Annotated in this window: 14 protein-coding genes; 1 reads left to right on the forward strand and 13 read right to left on the reverse strand. The window is 31.6% G+C overall.

From position 1 onward, the window contains the following. Window positions 1-70 precede the first annotated feature (70 nt). Entirely contained in the window at window positions 71-1,069 is a 999-nt protein-coding gene (locus tag GQ47_RS01030) for a zinc dependent phospholipase C family protein (protein WP_035643842.1), read from the reverse strand. 175 nt (window positions 1,070-1,244) lie between these two features. Here GQ47_RS01030 and GQ47_RS01035 point away from each other — a divergent pair, with 175 nt between their 5' ends. Then, entirely contained in the window at window positions 1,245-2,198 is a 954-nt protein-coding gene (locus GQ47_RS01035; RefSeq protein ID WP_035643844.1) for a glycoside hydrolase family 68 protein, read from the forward strand. Between the two features lie 4 nt (window positions 2,199-2,202). Here GQ47_RS01035 and GQ47_RS01040 read toward each other — a convergent pair whose 3' ends face one another. The 12 genes from GQ47_RS01040 to GQ47_RS01095 form a co-directional block, all read right to left on the reverse strand. Further along, window positions 2,203-3,168 (reverse strand): YeiH family protein, encoded by a 966-nt coding sequence (locus GQ47_RS01040; protein WP_035643846.1) that lies wholly within the window; start codon window positions 3,166-3,168, stop codon window positions 2,203-2,205. Between the two features lie 75 nt (window positions 3,169-3,243). Next, entirely contained in the window at window positions 3,244-4,140 is an 897-nt protein-coding gene (locus tag GQ47_RS01045) for a LysR family transcriptional regulator (RefSeq protein ID WP_035643847.1), read from the reverse strand. Window positions 4,141-4,210: 70 nt separating this feature from the next. Beyond that, window positions 4,211-4,957, reverse strand: a complete 747-nt coding sequence (locus GQ47_RS01050) for a M15 family metallopeptidase (protein ID WP_035643849.1) — start codon at window positions 4,955-4,957, stop codon at window positions 4,211-4,213. Continuing rightward, on the reverse strand, window positions 4,958-5,791 hold the full coding sequence (locus GQ47_RS01055; RefSeq protein ID WP_035643851.1) for a DUF4846 domain-containing protein: 834 nt from the start codon (window positions 5,789-5,791) through the stop codon (window positions 4,958-4,960). A 65-nt stretch (window positions 5,792-5,856) separates the two neighbouring features. Next, window positions 5,857-7,884, reverse strand: a complete 2,028-nt coding sequence (locus GQ47_RS01060; protein WP_035643853.1) for a hypothetical protein — start codon at window positions 7,882-7,884, stop codon at window positions 5,857-5,859. A 109-nt stretch (window positions 7,885-7,993) separates the two neighbouring features. Further along, window positions 7,994-8,740 (reverse strand): 3-oxoacyl-[acyl-carrier-protein] reductase, encoded by a 747-nt coding sequence (fabG, locus tag GQ47_RS01065; protein ID WP_035643856.1) that lies wholly within the window; start codon window positions 8,738-8,740, stop codon window positions 7,994-7,996. A 183-nt stretch (window positions 8,741-8,923) separates the two neighbouring features. Then, window positions 8,924-9,154, reverse strand: a complete 231-nt coding sequence (locus GQ47_RS01070) for a hypothetical protein (protein ID WP_152560973.1) — start codon at window positions 9,152-9,154, stop codon at window positions 8,924-8,926. Between the two features lie 176 nt (window positions 9,155-9,330). Further along, window positions 9,331-9,606: a hypothetical protein gene (locus GQ47_RS23545; RefSeq protein ID WP_035643860.1), complete on the reverse strand. Its 276-nt coding sequence runs from the start codon at window positions 9,604-9,606 to the stop codon at window positions 9,331-9,333. Between the two features lie 142 nt (window positions 9,607-9,748). Next, entirely contained in the window at window positions 9,749-11,086 is a 1,338-nt protein-coding gene (locus GQ47_RS01080) for a DUF4302 domain-containing protein (protein ID WP_238567929.1), read from the reverse strand. Window positions 11,087-11,102: 16 nt separating this feature from the next. Then, the gene (locus GQ47_RS01085) at window positions 11,103-11,963 is read right to left on the reverse strand and encodes a substrate import-associated zinc metallohydrolase lipoprotein (protein WP_035643863.1); all 861 of its coding nucleotides are present in this window, start codon (window positions 11,961-11,963) and stop codon (window positions 11,103-11,105) included. 17 nt (window positions 11,964-11,980) lie between these two features. After that, window positions 11,981-13,456: a RagB/SusD family nutrient uptake outer membrane protein gene (locus GQ47_RS01090; protein ID WP_035643864.1), complete on the reverse strand. Its 1,476-nt coding sequence runs from the start codon at window positions 13,454-13,456 to the stop codon at window positions 11,981-11,983. Between the two features lie 11 nt (window positions 13,457-13,467). Next, a complete protein-coding gene (locus GQ47_RS01095) occupies window positions 13,468-17,196 on the reverse strand; it encodes a SusC/RagA family TonB-linked outer membrane protein (RefSeq protein WP_035643866.1) in 3,729 nt (1,242 codons plus the stop codon). Window positions 17,197-17,213 lie beyond the last annotated feature (17 nt).

The raw sequence follows: 17,213 nt of genomic DNA on the forward strand, positions 1-17,213 counted from the left end.
AGGCTTTCTCTTTTATTTAAATTTCAAATTAACCTGTAACCTGAAACTTTAAACTTGAAACAAAAAATAATTAATCGTTTTGATTCTTCATCCCGAATAAATCTCCTTTTTGATACAGTTTTAAATCATCCTGTAAAGATTGGTAATTTCTTTGTGTAACTGCTGGCGAATCTAAACCACTTAAATCTGGTTTTCCTGCATTTACCCAAGCCGTATACCAAAAACTTGCTGTTGCAGCGATAGCTTTTTTCATTTGGCTTTCTACCATTCCGTTCAAATCTTTATGCAATTTTTCAGCATATTCATCAGCGAAAACAGCAGTATTGTATTTCGTTTTTAATATTTTACCATCCGCATCTTTTTTAAATACAGCATCTTCCGGAGTTGATGTTCTTAGTTTTTTGTCGATGTCTAATAACGGCTTCACTAAACTGTGAGTATCATTAATCATTGCCCAAATTGCTTTATGAACATCTCCATAATATTGTGCTTCAGGAACATTCAATTTATAGTTTTTAGCAAATAATTCAGGTAATCTGCTTTCCCATAATGAATGAATTCCTTTTTGATCGCTTAATTGTCCGTCGTGATTTGCAGATGTATGCAAAGGCATGTGAGCATCTCCAATGTAATGACCTAAATCTGCAGCAAGAAATAAAATCTCAGCTCTGTTTTTATCTTTAAAAGCTTTAGTCAGCTTTGCCATCATATCTTCAATATACCAAGGCAAAATTCCGTTATCATTCAAAAATTTAGCATCGTATTTTTTCTTAGCTTCTTCCATAGTTTGCGGAATACTATCCACAACTCCGAAATTTTCCATGTCAAAATAATGTCTTGGATTTTCGTCTTTATAATTTAAGGCATACTTACGAATGTCTGGAACCGAAGCTTCCTGAGTAATAAAATCAATGTGATTGTAAAAGAATACTTGTAATTGTTTTGGTAAAGCCATTACAGCAGCTTTATTAATTCTTTCATGGCCTACAATTCCCCATGACAGAGTAAAAAAACCAATAATTAAGGCAAAAAAAGCAATTAACTTTGGTCTCATCTTGAAGTTTTTCATTTGTTTTTGTTATTTGAGGGTTCAAATTTAGCTTATTTTAAAGATAATTCAAAAGAGAACCATTTAAGATTCTCTTATTTTAACTTTTTTTAGTTTTTAAATACTATAACTACAATAAGTTCACATCTTCAACCATTTTTTCTTTGTATGTTTGTTATAGTTCAAAATCCATTTTATGCGTCTTATTCATACAAGTTTTCTTTTTATAGCTTTTAATTTTTTCAGTTTTTCCCAAACGCCAGAAGTTCAACTAAAAAATGTCAGCGACACTATACTAAATACTTCCAGATCACTTAAAATAGCTGATCCTTTTGACGGCATAAAAACCATGCAAAAATTGTTTCCAGGAAAGTTATATCATTTAGCAGATAAAAACACTTTTATAAGCTGGACTTGCAAAAACTGCAAACCAATTTCATTTATAGATGTTAATGGTGTTGAAGGCGATCAATTATTTCCTTATTCTGAAGGAGTCGCAACAAGACTTCTGTCTAATATTGATTATTCTGATTCAAAAGGAAATCAATTTAAAATTCTAACTTTCAATCATTCTGTTTACGACGAAGACGGTTTACAAACTGGCCGATTTTTCGGAGGATTATTAGGAATTGCCAAATTTGCAAAAAACGGAACATTATGGGAAATGAAATCCTTTCAACCCGGTGTTGCCGCTTTTGGTGCATTTGCTCAATGTCCAACGCCAAAACTTTTACAAATTGGTGAAGATCAATATGCTTTTACACTTTTGCATGTAAATGGAGGTGCGGGCGGGCCATTTGAAGGATATTTGTATTTAGTAGCTGGTTTTGGAGGTAAATATCAGCCTATTTTGGAAGTTCCTGAATATCAGCTCACCAATGTTGCAAGCACAACATGGACAAGTTCTTATGCAATTGCTCCCGATTCAAATAAAAAATATTTTAAAGATATTATTATTAAAACAAACGGTTCATTTGACAAAGCCGCTCAAGCTGACGATGAATTTGAAGTTAATCTTCCTGCCGAAATCAGTGTAATGGCCAAAACTAAAAAGCAATTTAATTTTGATATTGAAAGACGGTTTTTGTTTAATGGAAAACGTTATAATTTGATCGGAAAACCAATTGTGAAATTTTCAAACATTAAATAGTATATTATTTCAGAAAAATAATTGCGATTAATGCCAGAACCGCTATAAAAATCCAAAGAAAAATGCCTTGAAGCAAAGGTTTCACTCCTACTGTTTTTAAAGTGTTAAAATTTAAAGTCGCACCTATAAGAAACAAAGTTATTGTCAATCCTATTTTGGCAATATTTACAATATGTGGTGAAAAATGAGAAATATTCGGAACGTAAGAATTCAACAACATTGCCAAAACAAACAATCCGATGAAATAAGGAATTTTTATTTTTGAATTTTTGTTCTTGAAAATCAAAGCAGTTATAATAGAAATTGGAATAATCCATAATGCTCTCGCCAATTTAACTGTTGTTGCAATTTGCAAAGCTTCAGCACCATATTTATTAGCTGCACCAACCACAGAACTTGTATCATGAATAGCAATTGCACACCATAATCCAAAATCTTTTTGGGATAAATCCAATTGATGTCCAATAAAAGGAAAAACAAACAACGCGATTGAATTCAATATAAAAATGACGCCCAAAGCAATTGAAGTCTGATTTTCATCTGATTTAATTACAGGAGAAATGGCCGCAATGGCACTTCCGCCACAAATTGCTGTTCCGCATGAAATTAAGTGAGATGTTTTTTTCTCTGTTTTCAACCATTTTCCTAAAAGAAATCCGAAGATCAAAGTGCTGAAAATTGAAAATACAGTGAGTATAAAACCTTCTTTTCCTGCTGAAATTGCGCTAGAAGCATTCATTCCAAAACCTAGACCAACTACAGAAAATTGCAATAAAAAAGTGATTGCTTTTCCATTAAATTCTACAAATGGATTTCCAAAAACATTTACCAGAACAACTCCTAATAACAATGCAATTGGTGGAGAAATAATCGAAAATAAACACAACAAAACTATTACGGCAAAAAGTACTTGCTGTAAAGATTCATTGATTTCAAATAATTGTGATGCCGATTGTTGTTTCGTTTTCAAAATGTGATAATTGATATTTTACTCTGCAAAGGTCAGTTCTTTTTATTACAATCGCCAATCGCAAATAACAATCTCCTATAACTTCAAGTTATAATGAGATGAAATATTCTGAATAAACAATTCAGATAAAGGATCTGATTTACCTAATAAAGTAATAATGTAGAAATATCTATCTATGGTCAAATTTTCAACATCCAAAACAATCAATTCTTTATTTTTCAATTCATTACCTACAGCGTGAATAGACATAAAAGCAAAACAATCCGAATTTAAAAGATAGGATTTTATGCTTTCTGTACTTCCTAACTGCATTTCAATCTGCAAATCAGAAAGTTTTAAGTTTAAATTTTTCAAAGCATATTCAATAACTTCAAGTGTTCCGGAACCTCGTTCTCTGGTTATGAATTTCATTGATTTTAAATCATTTACTGAAATTTCATTTTGTTTCGCAAACGGATTTTTACTGCTGCAAACCAAAACTAATTCATCTTTCAAAAACGGAATATACTTAATCGACTGATTTTTAGATTGTCCTTCAACAATTCCGATTTCGATTTCTTTGTTGATTAAAGCATTTTCAATTTGCTCTGTATTTCCATTCAGCAAATTGACTTTTATGTCTTTTTGTTTCTGATGAAAACGTGCCAAAACTGGAGAAATAACATATTGCGAAATAGTTGTACTTGCTCCTAAACGTAGCAAACCTTGGCGTTCACTGATAAACGAACTCATTTCAAAATCTATTTCACGATAAATTTCAAAGATATCTTTTGTATGTTTCAGCAGAATATGCCCGGCAGGAGTTAATGCAATTTTAGAACCGTTTCGTTCAAACAACTTTGTTTTATAAGTTTCTTCTAGTTCCTGAATATGTTTTGAAACGGCTGGCTGTGTAACATATAACTCGGTTGCCGCTTTAGTAAAATTAAGGCGGAGTGCAACGGTATAGAAAACTTTTAACCTGAAATCCATAATCATAAATTTTTAATTCGTAATCCACTTTCCTCCGTAATATTTTTTTGAAATAAAATAATTTTAAAATTTATAACAAAAATTCAGGTCGATACTCAAAATGCATTGTGTCATAATGTTTCCAATTTCCTCCCCAAATAAAACCATATTTTTCAAAAATCGAAACTAGTTTGAGAGGAATTTGATTTCTATACAAAAGAGTCGCATCTTCATTTTTACATTTACAATCCCATTGCCAATAACTAGAATTTTTGACATTAATATCTATTGTCATTCCAAAACTATGCATACTCAATCGGTTTGTTCCTGAAATTTTTCTCCAATTAAATGTCCCTCCAATATCAGTAATGTATTTTTTAAATTCTGGATTATCATCTAATTCTGCTGAGAGTTTTTTCACTATTTTATCAATCCCATTTACGGTTGTTACTTTTACTTTTTGATTGACTAATTTCGGACACCAAATAATTTCAGTCATTTTTGATTCAACTTCTGATTTTGAATTTCCGTAAATTTTCTTAAAAAAAGCTTCATTTCGAATTCTTCCTGCATCTTCCTTTGGAATTAAATTCTTATCTGCTTTATTATAAACAAACTTAAATTGATCCTCAATATCAGGATTATCTAATAATTCTTGATTCGTTTTATTTTTAAAATCATCATAAATTAAACTCGATTTATCTCTAAAAATAATTTTATTGTCTTTATAACCAACAATTTGATCTGGATATGCTTTGATTAATTTTTGAACATTCAATGGGATTTCTTGCGAAAAAGCATTTTGAAATATAAGGACTAAAAAAAAGAATCGTTTCATTTAAAAACGTTTTAATTGTGAGGAACTAAAAGTCCATTCGGGTGTTTTTAGAGAAGCTCCAAAATCGACAGCGTACCAAGGACTCAACGAACTATTATTTGGATTTTTCAATATTTGAATTTCCTGTGCAGGCATATAACTTTGTGCTAATAGCATAATTTTTTGATTGTTTTTTGGATTCACAGCTATGTCAACTATAATGACAGCGTGACCCGGAAAGCCTCCTTTTATAAAAACATCCCCTATTTTTATGTCTGAAGCATTAATTGGTTTTAGTTCTTTTTCTAACGAAGCTGTTCCTGCATACATAAAAACCGTCTCTAAGTATTTCCAATAACTTTCATAACTGTCAGATGGTTTTGCAGTTTTAACCCAACTCGTTTTGTTGCCTTTAACTGCAATTCTGAAACCTGCGGCCCATTTACTAAAATCAGCTCGAAAACCATTTGTAAAATTAAAATGTATTTTATCGTACTCTTTTTGGCTATAAAAATAATCAGCTCGTAAACGCATCACGGCATCAGCACATTGATGCAAATCCTGTTTCCCAATGGGTAAATCCACAACCGCTTCATAAACGTTTCGATTTGGTTTTATAGTTCCATCAAAATACAAAACATTTGAACCCAAGGGTTTTAATGGAAGATTTCGTAAAAAAAAGTCAAACGAAGTTTTAGATTCCTCTTCTCTCACAAATCCCTGAGGCAGTTGAAAACGTTGTTGAATCGTGTTTCCCAAAAGATTGCTTTTGATGGTATTATTTGTCTCTGAAAATGAAAAAAGACAAAAAATTACCATCAAAATTGCTACAGTAAAAAAGTATTTAACTTTCATAATTTTGACTATTAAATTATAACCACAAGATTACAAAATGGCAGAAGGAATTCGATTATATTCCATCACAGCAATCCGTTATATTTTCTAACAAACCATTCCGTTGTTAATAAAGCAGCAATTAAGATTAACAACCAAACCCAATCTATTATTAGAGTTTTGGTGGTTACATTCTTTTCTATTGATTTGTATTCCTTATTTTCTAAAAGTGCATTAATCAAATCATCTGCCTGATTTTCGAAGAAAGCTTTTCCGTTTGTCTGTAATGCCAATTGCTTTAATTTTATAACGTCAGGATTTACAAATTGTTTTTCGATATCAAAATCTAAAATTTCAAAATGACTTGAATAAGAAGTGTTTGAATTTAATTCTTTTACTGTAAAATTATATTTTCCAGCCGTTAATCCATCTAGATTTACGGAGTATGAATTATTTCCTTTCAATAAATCGTAGTTTTTGCTTTGCTTCGTTTCAGAATTTGTAACCGAAATTGTTAATCTCGCTTTTTCATCAAATTCGTAGTTTTTATTGAAATACTGTGCGTTGATTACAAGTTCATCTCCTGAATTATAAAAGCTTTCATGCGTAACAACCAATGATTTTTTTGAAGCTGAAGTCGCTAAAAACTGAATAATCTTATCAATAAAAACATCGTATTTTTCAAAAGACTGATTATCAATATGACTTTGCAAACGCCATTTCCAGCTATTTTCTCCTAAAAGAAAAGCAGTTCTTTTTCCTTGATTTTCGGCGAAAGCCAATAAAGGTGCGTTTGTAGAAACATTTCTGATTCTTGAAGAAAGTAAAACAGAAAGATTTCCATTTGTAGTAATGGTTCCAAATGCGTTTTGCAATGGAGGAAAATTTTCAAAACCAATATTATCAATGGCAAACAAATTAAACTGAGATTGGAATTCAGATAAATAATCCTCAGTTTGTCCGCTCATTTTAAAAATCAGATTATTTTGCTGCTGATTTAAAAAATTGAAATCGGTATTGTTTCCTGTTATTATAAAAGTATTTCTTCCTGCATTTTTATTGTTGTCGAAAACCGATTTAAATGAAGCATTTGGCTGATATAAAACCAAAACAGAAGCTTCTTGTAATTGATTGATATCATTCGGTTTAACCAAAATCACTTTACGTTGTGCATTAACTTCAATTGAACGTTTCAATGCCGCAATATCAGGATGATTTATAGCTGAAACAATTGCAATTGTAGATTTTTGATCTATTATTTCAACCGCAAAATTCTTGATATTATTGTAACTGTTTTTCTCTTTTGCATTTGAAGAAATTGAGGCTCTAAAAATTTGCAATCCTACTTTATCTGCTGGTAAAAGCAAATTCAAAGAAGCTGTTTTTTTAGATGGAGAAAAAGAAACTTTCTCTTTAACAACAACCGAATTTCCTTGTGAAATTGTAAAATCGGCAGTTGCGGCTTTATCTCCAGAATACTGTAGAAAAACTTCGACAGGAAATTTATTCTTATGGAAAGCGTATTTATTTACGTTGAGCTGATTGATTTTTAAATCAAAAAAAGTGGTTGTATCTCCCACAACCAAAGGATAAACTTTATTGACAGGATCAAATCGATAAACATAATCGTTTCCTGTAGTCTGATTTCCGTCAGTAATAATAACCGTTGGAAAAATCAGATTTTTGTTGATGCTTTTTAGATTTTTGGCAACTTCATCAAGATTGGTTTGTTTTCCTTTAAAATCAAATTTATCAGAAGATTTAAAATCGGCATCAAATTGATAAGACTGAATGTCAAATTTCTCTTTCAGAGCAGGGTTTGAAATCAGTTTTTGATATAATTCAACTGCTTTTTTATCTGATTTCAAAACTTCGATCGAGCTCGAATTATCAACAGCAATTGCTAATGGCGTTTTGGTGATTTCAAGCGAACTTTTAGAAATTATTGGATTTATTAATAAAACCAATAACGCAAAAATGGCCAGAAAACGTAAAAAAGCCAAAAACCAAATCAGATTCGATTTGTTTTTGGCTTTAAAAAAATATTGAAAATACGACAAACCACCAGCAATTATTAAAGAAAGCAATAATAAAAAAATTGTGTTTGTAGTCATATATATTTAGTATTCAGTATCAGTTTGCAGTGATCAGATTAAAAATTGTGTTCTGTTCCAGAGTCAGATTAAAAAACTTAGCACCTCAGAACCTTAGCAACTTAGAATCTTAGGTAAGCATTCCTCCGCAAACATTAAGAACTTGTCCTGTAACGTATGCACTCATATCTGAAGCTAAGAAAAGACAAGCATTTGCAACATCTTCTGTAGTTCCTCCACGTTTCAACGGAATTCCTTCTCTCCATCCTTTTACTACATCTTCAGGTAATTTTGCAGTCATTTCAGTTTCGATGAAACCTGGAGCGATTGCGTTGCAACGGATGTTACGAGAACCTAATTCAAGTGCTACAGACTTTGTAAAACCAATTGCACCCGCTTTTGAAGCAGCATAATTAGTTTGTCCAGCATTTCCAGAAACACCTACAACAGAACTAATATTGATTATAGAACCTGCTCTTTGTTTCAAGAAAGTTTTTTGAATTGCTTTTGTCATATTGAAAACAGATTTCAAGTTAACATCAATAACTTGATCAAAATCAGCTTCAGACATACGCATTAATAAATTATCTTTTGTAATTCCGGCGTTGTTGATCAAAATGTCTACAGTTCCAAAATCAGCCAAAACAGCATCAACAAAAGCTTGTGCTTCATTAAAATCAGCTGCATTTGATTGATATCCTTTAGCTTTAACTCCTAAACCATTCAATTCAGCCTCAAGAGCTTCTGCAGATGCAGCAGATGAACTATATGTAAATGCTACGTTTGCGCCGTGTTTAGCAAAAACTTCAGCAATTCCTTTTCCAATTCCGCGGCTAGCGCCTGTAATAATTGCTACTTTTCCTTCTAGTAATTTCATATTAAGGTATTCGTTTTTATTTTTTGAAATACAAATATAGATTATTTGGGCGTTTAATAAAATAACAATACTATTATTTATAAGTGAATGAAGTCTAAAAAAAACCGTTTCATAAATTATGAAACGGTTTAATATTGAGAATTCTTATCGTAGTTTATAACTATCAATTAAAAAAAACTTGCTTTAAGGCTCGAATGGTTCTAATGGCTCTACAGGTTCATATATCTCAGCACATGGATAATTAGGATAGATTGCAGGATTTGCACCTGCAGGAGCCCAATTTTTACATTGAGCCACAGTTTGTCCTCCAAAAATAATTTGTTGTTGATTCCTAGTTAAAACTTCTACTCCATTAAAGTTTAAAATTGTTTTTAACATAATAAAATAATTACAAAAGTTAAATATCTCAATCATTTTAAGTCTGTCGAGTTTCAGACAAAGAACAAAGCCTAAAAGGCTAATTATCCATATATAAATGTAAGAATAATTTTCTATTATCAGTGGAATATGTTATTTTTCTTATCTAACAAAAAAAAGCAACTCAAAAAATATGAGCTGCTTTACATTCAAAATAAAAACAAAAATAAAAATTAGATGTGATTTTGTTTTGTTATAAAATACATAATTACTAGTAATACTGCCATAAAAATTATCCTATAAACTGCTGATTGAAATTTTATTGTTCCATTTTGTTTGTCTTCTTTTCTTTGTTTTACCAGATTGACAATCATTACTGGAAGAATAAAAAGAATTGATGCATATAAAAAATACCTTGTGTATTGTGGATATGATTCTGAGAATGTCACTAATACTAATCCCCAAAAAAGGAAAATAACATTTACTGGTGTTACAATTTTTTTTATCATGTTTTCTAAATATTTAATTTATTTAAAAATGATATTCATTCTTTGCAAAAGTGAAAAAAAGCAGCTCAAATTCTGAGCTGCTTTTCCTCCAAAATTAAAAACAAAACTAAAAAGTTTATAAAAATTTATCTTTCTAAAATCGTTATTGAAATGCGTAAGTTGTCAATCTAAAACCGTTATTGTTTGCATTAGCAAACGTGTATAACTTATTAGATGCATTAAATGTAAATGCTTCTTTTTTTGCATATAATCCTTTTGAGTTTGTTAATTCGGCGTCGATCTTTTTCAACAAATCTGGCTCAGGAATAGTTTGTCCTAAATTATTTTCCCAAGTTCCAGAAATCAATTGTAAAATTTTGTTCGCTGCATCTTCTTTTAGAGTTATATTATGATAGATCGTTGTTTTTCCTCCAGTAAAAGTATAAGCAATATAGCTATCTCCATTTGCATCATTAAAAGTAAACTGCACTCTATTTACTTTTTGTGTTGAAGGCAAATTATTATTTATCTCGTTCAATAATGCATTACATAAAGCAGAATTTGTAGGCGCAGTTGCTAGATTTGCTGCAATATATCCATAAGCAGTAGATGGGCTTTTTAACATCACTTTATAATCATCTGTAATTACAAAAGGAATATTTGAATATTTGATTGACGCACTAATACCGTTTGTACCAGTTGCAGTAAAACTTCCATCTGTATTATTATAAACAAAATTGCTTAATTTTTGTCCCCCAACTACAATAGCAGGACTTACAACTAATCCATTTGGCGCATATCCAATACCTAATACATTATTTGCCGAAGCATCACTATAACTTGTTGATCTAGTAATTGTTGAAAAAGGATTAAAATCATACGTTTTTTTGTTTGTGCCATCTACAATTTCCAAACCTCTATTAGCACCAAATGCATTTTTACCAATAATATTTGGAATCATCAAGAAATTCTTCGGCAAATCTGCCCAATCTTGAGCTGTTGCTTTTACAAAGCGAATTTCTTGTTTGTTTCTGTTGGCTTTAAAAACAATATCTCCGTTTTCTTGTCCATAATATAAAAACTGAAAATCTCCTAAATATCCTTTCGCTCTTAACGACGCAATTGGATAATTATCTGATTCTGATAATAAATGTATTCTGTTGGCAGTCGTAAAAACTAGACTCACTGTACTTCCAAGCTGAATAGCGTATTCACTTTTGTAAATATTTGTATCGGTATCAAAATCAGAAGCCATTTCTACAGTTCCATCTTGAGCAAACTTAAACAAATGTGTATAGCCACCTAAAACGGTGTTATCTGTAAAATAAACTGCTTTCCATCCAAATTGTGAAGACAATAATGCATCGTTAAGTTCGGATTTTTGATTATTCAAACGTGTCGTCGGATTTTCATCAAATAATTGTTCTGCATCTGTATTGCTGCAGGCGCTTAATTGCAGTACCAAAATACCAGCAATTAAGTACTTATATATGTTTTTCATTTTCATAATACTTCGTTTAATTGTTAATTACTGCTGTTGTATTCTTTTCTGCTTCATCTCTTAAAGCATAAAAATCCATTTCATAAGCTTCTTTAAAATACTTCACGACTAACGCTTCTTTAGCTTTTAACGCGGCAAGTGCTGTTGGACTTTTAATTTTAGATAAGAATGTCGCATATTCTGCTTTAGTACTTATCAAAATCATTGCTGCTGTTTCTGCAAAATCTTCGTTAATATTCAATCTTGCATAACTGGTAATAAAACCAATTTCATTAGAAACTGGAATAGAATAATTATACCAGTCTGCAGCATATCCAGCCGGAGTTATAGCACCCCATGCCTTTTCATCAAAAGGTTTATGCTGATTTAAAATATGAATGTATTCATGCTGAATAGTATGGATAAATTCAGTTACGTTAGCGCGGTTTGTTCTTTCTATGTAATCTGTTTCAAACAAGGTTACACGCTGTCCTCCTTCGGCCAAACCTAATGTTCTTGTTCCAACACTATTTAAGTTAACACCACCAATTAAAACAATTTCTCGTGGAGAGATCTTTTTTACAAAATCTGGTCCGCCAATAGTTGCATAACTATTCAACCATATTTTTTGCACAATTTCGAGTGCTGGTTGTACTCTATCAATTGTAGGTGGAAATAAATAACGACTATTATCTACTGTATTTTGATTCCATTTATATTGAACATTGATATTATATGGATTCAAATAATTCGTCGTAATCCATTTATCCAAATTTGTCTGAACAGGCGACGTGTAATCTAATTGACTTTCCTTTGGCTGCTCTTCGTGCTCACATGAAAAAAGCAATACTGAAGTAAGTGCCAAAACTAAAATTTTATTATATTTTAAAAGTTTCATACGAATTTAATTTAAGATTATCTAGGATTCAGTTCAACACCCGTGCTAGAAGCATGCAAAGGAATTTGCAACGCTCTGCGTTTATCATCTTTTACTAGAGTATTTGTTGGTTTATTAAATGTTTCGTGATTGACCACGATATTGAAACGCTTAACATCAAACCATCTCATTCCTTCATGAATAAAATCTCTTCTTCTTGTTTCTGCAATTGCTTTTACATATGAGGTTTGAACTGGAGTCATTGCATAAAAAGGAGTATATTCATTAGCAATTACAGGATATTTCGCCTCTACTTTGGCTTGTGTCACTTTATCTGTTGCTACATATCCAGTTGTTCTTGTCGATAAAAAGTATTCTAACTCATCATTTGCCAACGCAATTTGTCCTTTCATTACATGTGCTTCAATACGATTTAGAAAGAATTCATCATTGCTTAATAAAACTTCAGCAACGTATGGTTCTCCAATTCCAGCAGTTACATTTGTGTATTTAAAATATTCGTAGAATTTTGGACAAAAAAGTGTTATACTTGAATTGTAAGTATAAAAATTGTACAGCCATGTTTTATTAAATAAGCTTGTCGCTGCTCCAAACAATTCTGGTTGTCTTGGACCAGATAAGTAAAATCGATTATAACGTGCTGATCTTTGAACAATAGTGTTTGCAGATACAACTAACAAATTCGTTTCTGCACCACTGCTTGCATAAGCAATCATTTGATTCTCTGGAGTAAGAAGCTTATAACTTGCAAAGTCTCTTAATTTGCCTACAGGTCTAGAGCCTAAATCGTCAGATAATGAAATTACTTTATCCCAATCTCCTTTAATTAAATAGAAACGGCTTGCAAACGCTTTAGCAGCATTTTTATTGAAATGAAATTTAGGTTCTTTGTAATCGTTTGTTACTAAAGGAAGTCCATCTGTGATATCTTTTTCAATCATATCAAAAACTTCTTTTACAGTGTTTCTTGTGTACTTTACAACTAATTCTGTTTCTGGTTTTGTAACATAAGGAATTCCTAAATCAGTAGTTGCAGTTGCTGGATTATAACGCTGAGACCAAAAAGAAACCAACATAAAATGTGAATACGCTCTTGCTAATAAAGCTTCTCCTTTTTGCGGATTTAAACTCGCAGGATTGCCCAATTCTTCAATAGCTTGTAACGCTTTATTAGCGTGAGCAATTGCTCTATAACAAGCGTCCCAATAGAAAGCTTGAGTATCTATTTTGGCAGTTTCAGTATTTATTAACCAATTATAATTTTGCTCATCTTTAATCAGTGTTTCTGGCATTCCGCTGTCAAATGAATTATCAGACATTGTTTCAGCAATATCAAAATAACTCATTGTAGGATACGCTTCTACTAATAATTCAGATATTTTTTCAGGAGTATCAATTTCGGTTCTATTATCTGGTTTTTCAGAAAGAAAATCATCACAGCTATAAATACTTATGAGTATCAATAGTGATAAAACTATTTTTATTTTTTTCATAATTTCAAATATTATAATGAAAGATTTAAAGTAAAAGTATATTGAGATGTAACAGGTAACGCTACACCACCAGAATTACGAAACTCTGGATCCTGGCCATTTAATCTTTTGTCTGAATAAATCAACCAAGGGTTTACTGCAGATCCTTTTAAAGTAAAAGTACTAACACCTATTTTTCTCTTAAAATCACTTGGAAATTCCCAGCTTAAAGAAATGTTTTTCAATCTTACAAAATCACCATCAGCAATACGAACATCTGAGTAATTATATGTATTGTAAGCTCTAGCCAAAGTACGTGCACCTCCATAATTAGAATTCAAACGTTTATCAGCTATTACAGGAACATTAGTAAATTCTTCATCACCTGGATTTATCCATCTGTTTGTAAAATCTTTTGTGAATACAGTTAAATCATCATAAGTACTGTCATAAACAGGATTTAAACGAACTTTGTTTCCTCCTGATCCAACAAAAAACACATATAATGACCAGTTTTTATAAGTAAAAGTATTAGCTAAACCTATAGATTTATTAGGTTCAATTGATCCTTCATATTTTAAGTATTTGGTAACATCTATGTTATCCTGAAAATCAGCACCTGTAATATTACTATCAGCTCCATCTTGCATAACAAAAGTTGGAAGACCTTCATTATTTAAACCTGTAAATTGATATGAATATAACGAGTTACGAGGATGACCTACAGTATTTCCACCATTTGAATCAATTAAATCAAATGCAGTTGGCGTATTTTGCAATCTTGTGATTTCTTGATGATAAACAGAAAAATTAAGGGTTGTTGACCACTTGAAATCTTTATTGTCAAAATTTTTAGTTGTGAATCCAATCTCAAGACCTTTAGTCTCCATATCGGCATTATTTCCTTGTCTGATTCTTTGCCCTCCAATTCCTGAAGTGATTACATAATCAACCAAATCAAAGGCTTTACGACGATAAACATCTGAAGTAAATTGAACTCTATTATTGAACATTCCTAGATCAACACCAATGTTTGTCTCAAATTGTTTTTCCCATGTCAAATTTCCATTTTGAAGTTCATCAATTCGAATTGAAGTTTCTCTGTCATCAAGACTAAAACGATCAGTTATATAACTTTTATAAATTGCTAAAGAGTTCGTCGCAGGTCCCGCAGTTGCAGTCAAACCATAAGAAGCTCTTAACGCTAATGTATTGATAGACTCAACATTTTTCATGAATTTTTCCTCGGCAACATTCCATTTTCCACTAAAAGTATAAGTTGGAAGCCATCTTGACGAACCACTGTCGCCTTGTCTGTTTGAACCATCATAACGACCTGTAACAGAAGCTGTATAACGACGATCGTAAGTATAACCTACTTTCCCAAAGAAACCAACAGTTCTTTCTTTTTCTTCATTAAAACCATAATAAGAATCACCTCCATTTATAATTTTTTCAATAATTCTTGGATCTGTAAATGCTGTCAAACCTCTGTCATATTGCAAACCTGCAGCAGTAAAATTATCGCTGGTTCTGTCTACAACTCTCATCTCTGTTCCAAACAATCCTTCTAATTCGTGTTTCTCATTAAAAATATTTCGGTAATTAACACTGTTTCTTAAATTATAAGATGTCATGTCATTGGTGAACTTTCTTAAAAAACCTCCATTTGGTAAAACAGAAACTTTTGGAGCTGTTAAATCATTAGGATCTTGAAATAAAAAAATATTGTCATTACGAACTAAGGTGTTTACACCGTCTTCTCCTTGAGGAGTTCCTGCACGATATGCTCCTGCAACATTTGAGCCTTCTAAAATCTTATGTTCACGGCTAGTATTTGCATAACGAGCTGAACCTGTTAAGTTATAAGTTAAATGTGGCGATATCTTGTAATCTAGATCCAATTGAAAGCGAATGTCTTTCACTTCGATTTCCATATAATTATTAGCCAACTCATTGATAATATTCATTTTGGCCCAGTTATTTCTGTAATATTCTAGATTTCCATTATCATCATAAGGTCTTAAAGTTCTGCTTGTATTCAAAACATAATTAAATGGGTTGATATCAAAATCACGAGTTACTTTACCAAAAACAACATCTTTTTCGCTCTCATAACTTCCTGGCGCGCCCTGATCACGAACAGATGCCAAAGTAGACAACGTAATATTCAACTTGTCATTTACGTAGAATGTCCCTTTAATGTTGCTTGAAATTTGTTTTACATCATCAGCAATTGTCCAACCTGGATCTGTATAATATCCCAAAGAGGCATAAAAAGTGTTGTTCTTTCCTCCACCTGAAAAACTTAATGAATGATTTTGTGTTATAGAAGGTCTAAATAAAACTTTAAACCAATCAGTATTTGCCAATTCATATTTTTTCAAGAAATTATTTCGGCTTACTGGATCATTATTTACTAAATAAGTTCCCGTTTCAGGATTGAAAGTATTTATAGCTCTACCTAAAATATTGTATGCCCCACCATATCTTCCATTTACTGTAGTAGGCAAATCTAAGTAACCTTTTGATTCCATTTCTTTTAAAATACTCATCGTTTCTTGAGAATTTAAAATATCATATTGCGTATAACTAGGAACCGCTCTAACAGTTTGTTCTAAACCATAAGTAATTTTCAATGGAGAATCTCTTCTTCCTTGTTTTGTAGTTACAACAACAACTCCGTTTAACGATCTTGAACCATAAATTGACGTAGCCGATGCATCTTTAAGAATTTCAATGCTTTGTATATCATTGGCATTTAATCCGGCAACAGATGAGCTTAATAAGGTTTCAGAATTCCCGGAAGTCAAATCAGCAAATGACAAGTTAATTATGTCCTCTTGAACAACACCATCAATTACCCAAAGCGGTTTTGTATCTCCAAAAATAGAAGATGAACCACGAACTGTAATTTTTGGAGCTGTACCAAAAGTACCTGTAACATTCTGCACAGTAACCCCCGCAGCTTTTCCTTCGATCATTCGGCTTACGTCAACTACACCATCAACTTTTAATTCGGCACCAGAAATTTTGCTTATGGCACCAGTAAATGTTCTTTTAGAAGTTTTTTCATAACCAGTTGTAACCACAACTTCTTTCAAATTTTGACCTAATTCAGTCAAGACAATAGTTGGTGAAGTATTTGAAATACCGATTTCTTTTGTTTCCATCCCAACATAAGAAATCACTAATGCTGTACTGTTTGCAGGCATTTCGATAGAAAAATTTCCATCAAAATCTGTTAGAACGGCAATTTTAGATCCTTTTGCCATTACTGTTGCTCCAGGAAGCGGACTACCCGATGCATCTGTTACTTTTCCTTTAATAACAGGACCTGCAGTAAAAATATTTGTTAAACCATCATGATTTGCTGTACTTGAAAATGAGTCTGTCGACACACTTTTTTGCAAAACAATCTGATTGCTTACTTCTGAAAAAGTTATATTAAATGGAACCAGAATTCTGCTAAGAATACTAGCTAATGTTTCTTGATTTGCTTCAATGCTTACTTTTTGGTTTAATTGAGGTAATCTTGAATTATAAGAAAATTTTACTTGTGCAGACTTTTCAATTTTAGATAATGCATTATCTAAAGTTAAATTTTCAACTGTAATTGTAACTTTAGTATCTAATTTTTTTTGCCCATTTACACTGTTTGCCATTGTAACACTTGAAAATATAAGTGCTAAGACAAACTGAAATAGTGTTATTTTCATGATTCGATGGAGTAATCGTTGTTTACCAACTGGTTTTTTCATAATTTTGGTTTGTTTTG

This window comes from Flavobacterium sp. ASV13 (assembly GCF_000745775.1).
Taxonomy (GTDB): Bacteria; Bacteroidota; Bacteroidia; order Flavobacteriales; family Flavobacteriaceae; genus Flavobacterium.

Excerpts from the sequence above, each read along its gene's own strand:
- GQ47_RS01090 (WP_035643864.1), bottom strand. The coding sequence starts at position 13,456 with ATGAAAAAAATAAAAATAGTTTTATCACTATTGATACTCATAAGTATT.
- fabG (WP_035643856.1), bottom strand. The coding sequence starts at position 8,740 with ATGAAATTACTAGAAGGAAAAGTAGCAATTATTACAGGCGCTAGCCGC.
- GQ47_RS23545 (WP_035643860.1), bottom strand. The coding sequence starts at position 9,606 with ATGATAAAAAAAATTGTAACACCAGTAAATGTTATTTTCCTTTTTTGG.
- GQ47_RS01080 (WP_238567929.1), bottom strand. The coding sequence starts at position 11,086 with ATGAAAAACATATATAAGTACTTAATTGCTGGTATTTTGGTACTGCAA.
- GQ47_RS01070 (WP_152560973.1), bottom strand. The coding sequence starts at position 9,154 with ATGATTGAGATATTTAACTTTTGTAATTATTTTATTATGTTAAAAACA.
- GQ47_RS01055 (WP_035643851.1), bottom strand. The coding sequence starts at position 5,791 with ATGAAAGTTAAATACTTTTTTACTGTAGCAATTTTGATGGTAATTTTT.
- GQ47_RS01085 (WP_035643863.1), bottom strand. The coding sequence starts at position 11,963 with ATGAAACTTTTAAAATATAATAAAATTTTAGTTTTGGCACTTACTTCA.
- GQ47_RS01095 (WP_035643866.1), bottom strand. The coding sequence starts at position 17,196 with ATGAAAAAACCAGTTGGTAAACAACGATTACTCCATCGAATCATGAAA.
- GQ47_RS01030 (WP_035643842.1), bottom strand. The coding sequence starts at position 1,069 with ATGAAAAACTTCAAGATGAGACCAAAGTTAATTGCTTTTTTTGCCTTA.
- GQ47_RS01045 (WP_035643847.1), bottom strand. The coding sequence starts at position 4,140 with ATGGATTTCAGGTTAAAAGTTTTCTATACCGTTGCACTCCGCCTTAAT.
- GQ47_RS01035 (WP_035643844.1), top strand. The coding sequence starts at position 1,245 with ATGCGTCTTATTCATACAAGTTTTCTTTTTATAGCTTTTAATTTTTTC.
- GQ47_RS01060 (WP_035643853.1), bottom strand. The coding sequence starts at position 7,884 with ATGACTACAAACACAATTTTTTTATTATTGCTTTCTTTAATAATTGCT.
- GQ47_RS01050 (WP_035643849.1), bottom strand. The coding sequence starts at position 4,957 with ATGAAACGATTCTTTTTTTTAGTCCTTATATTTCAAAATGCTTTTTCG.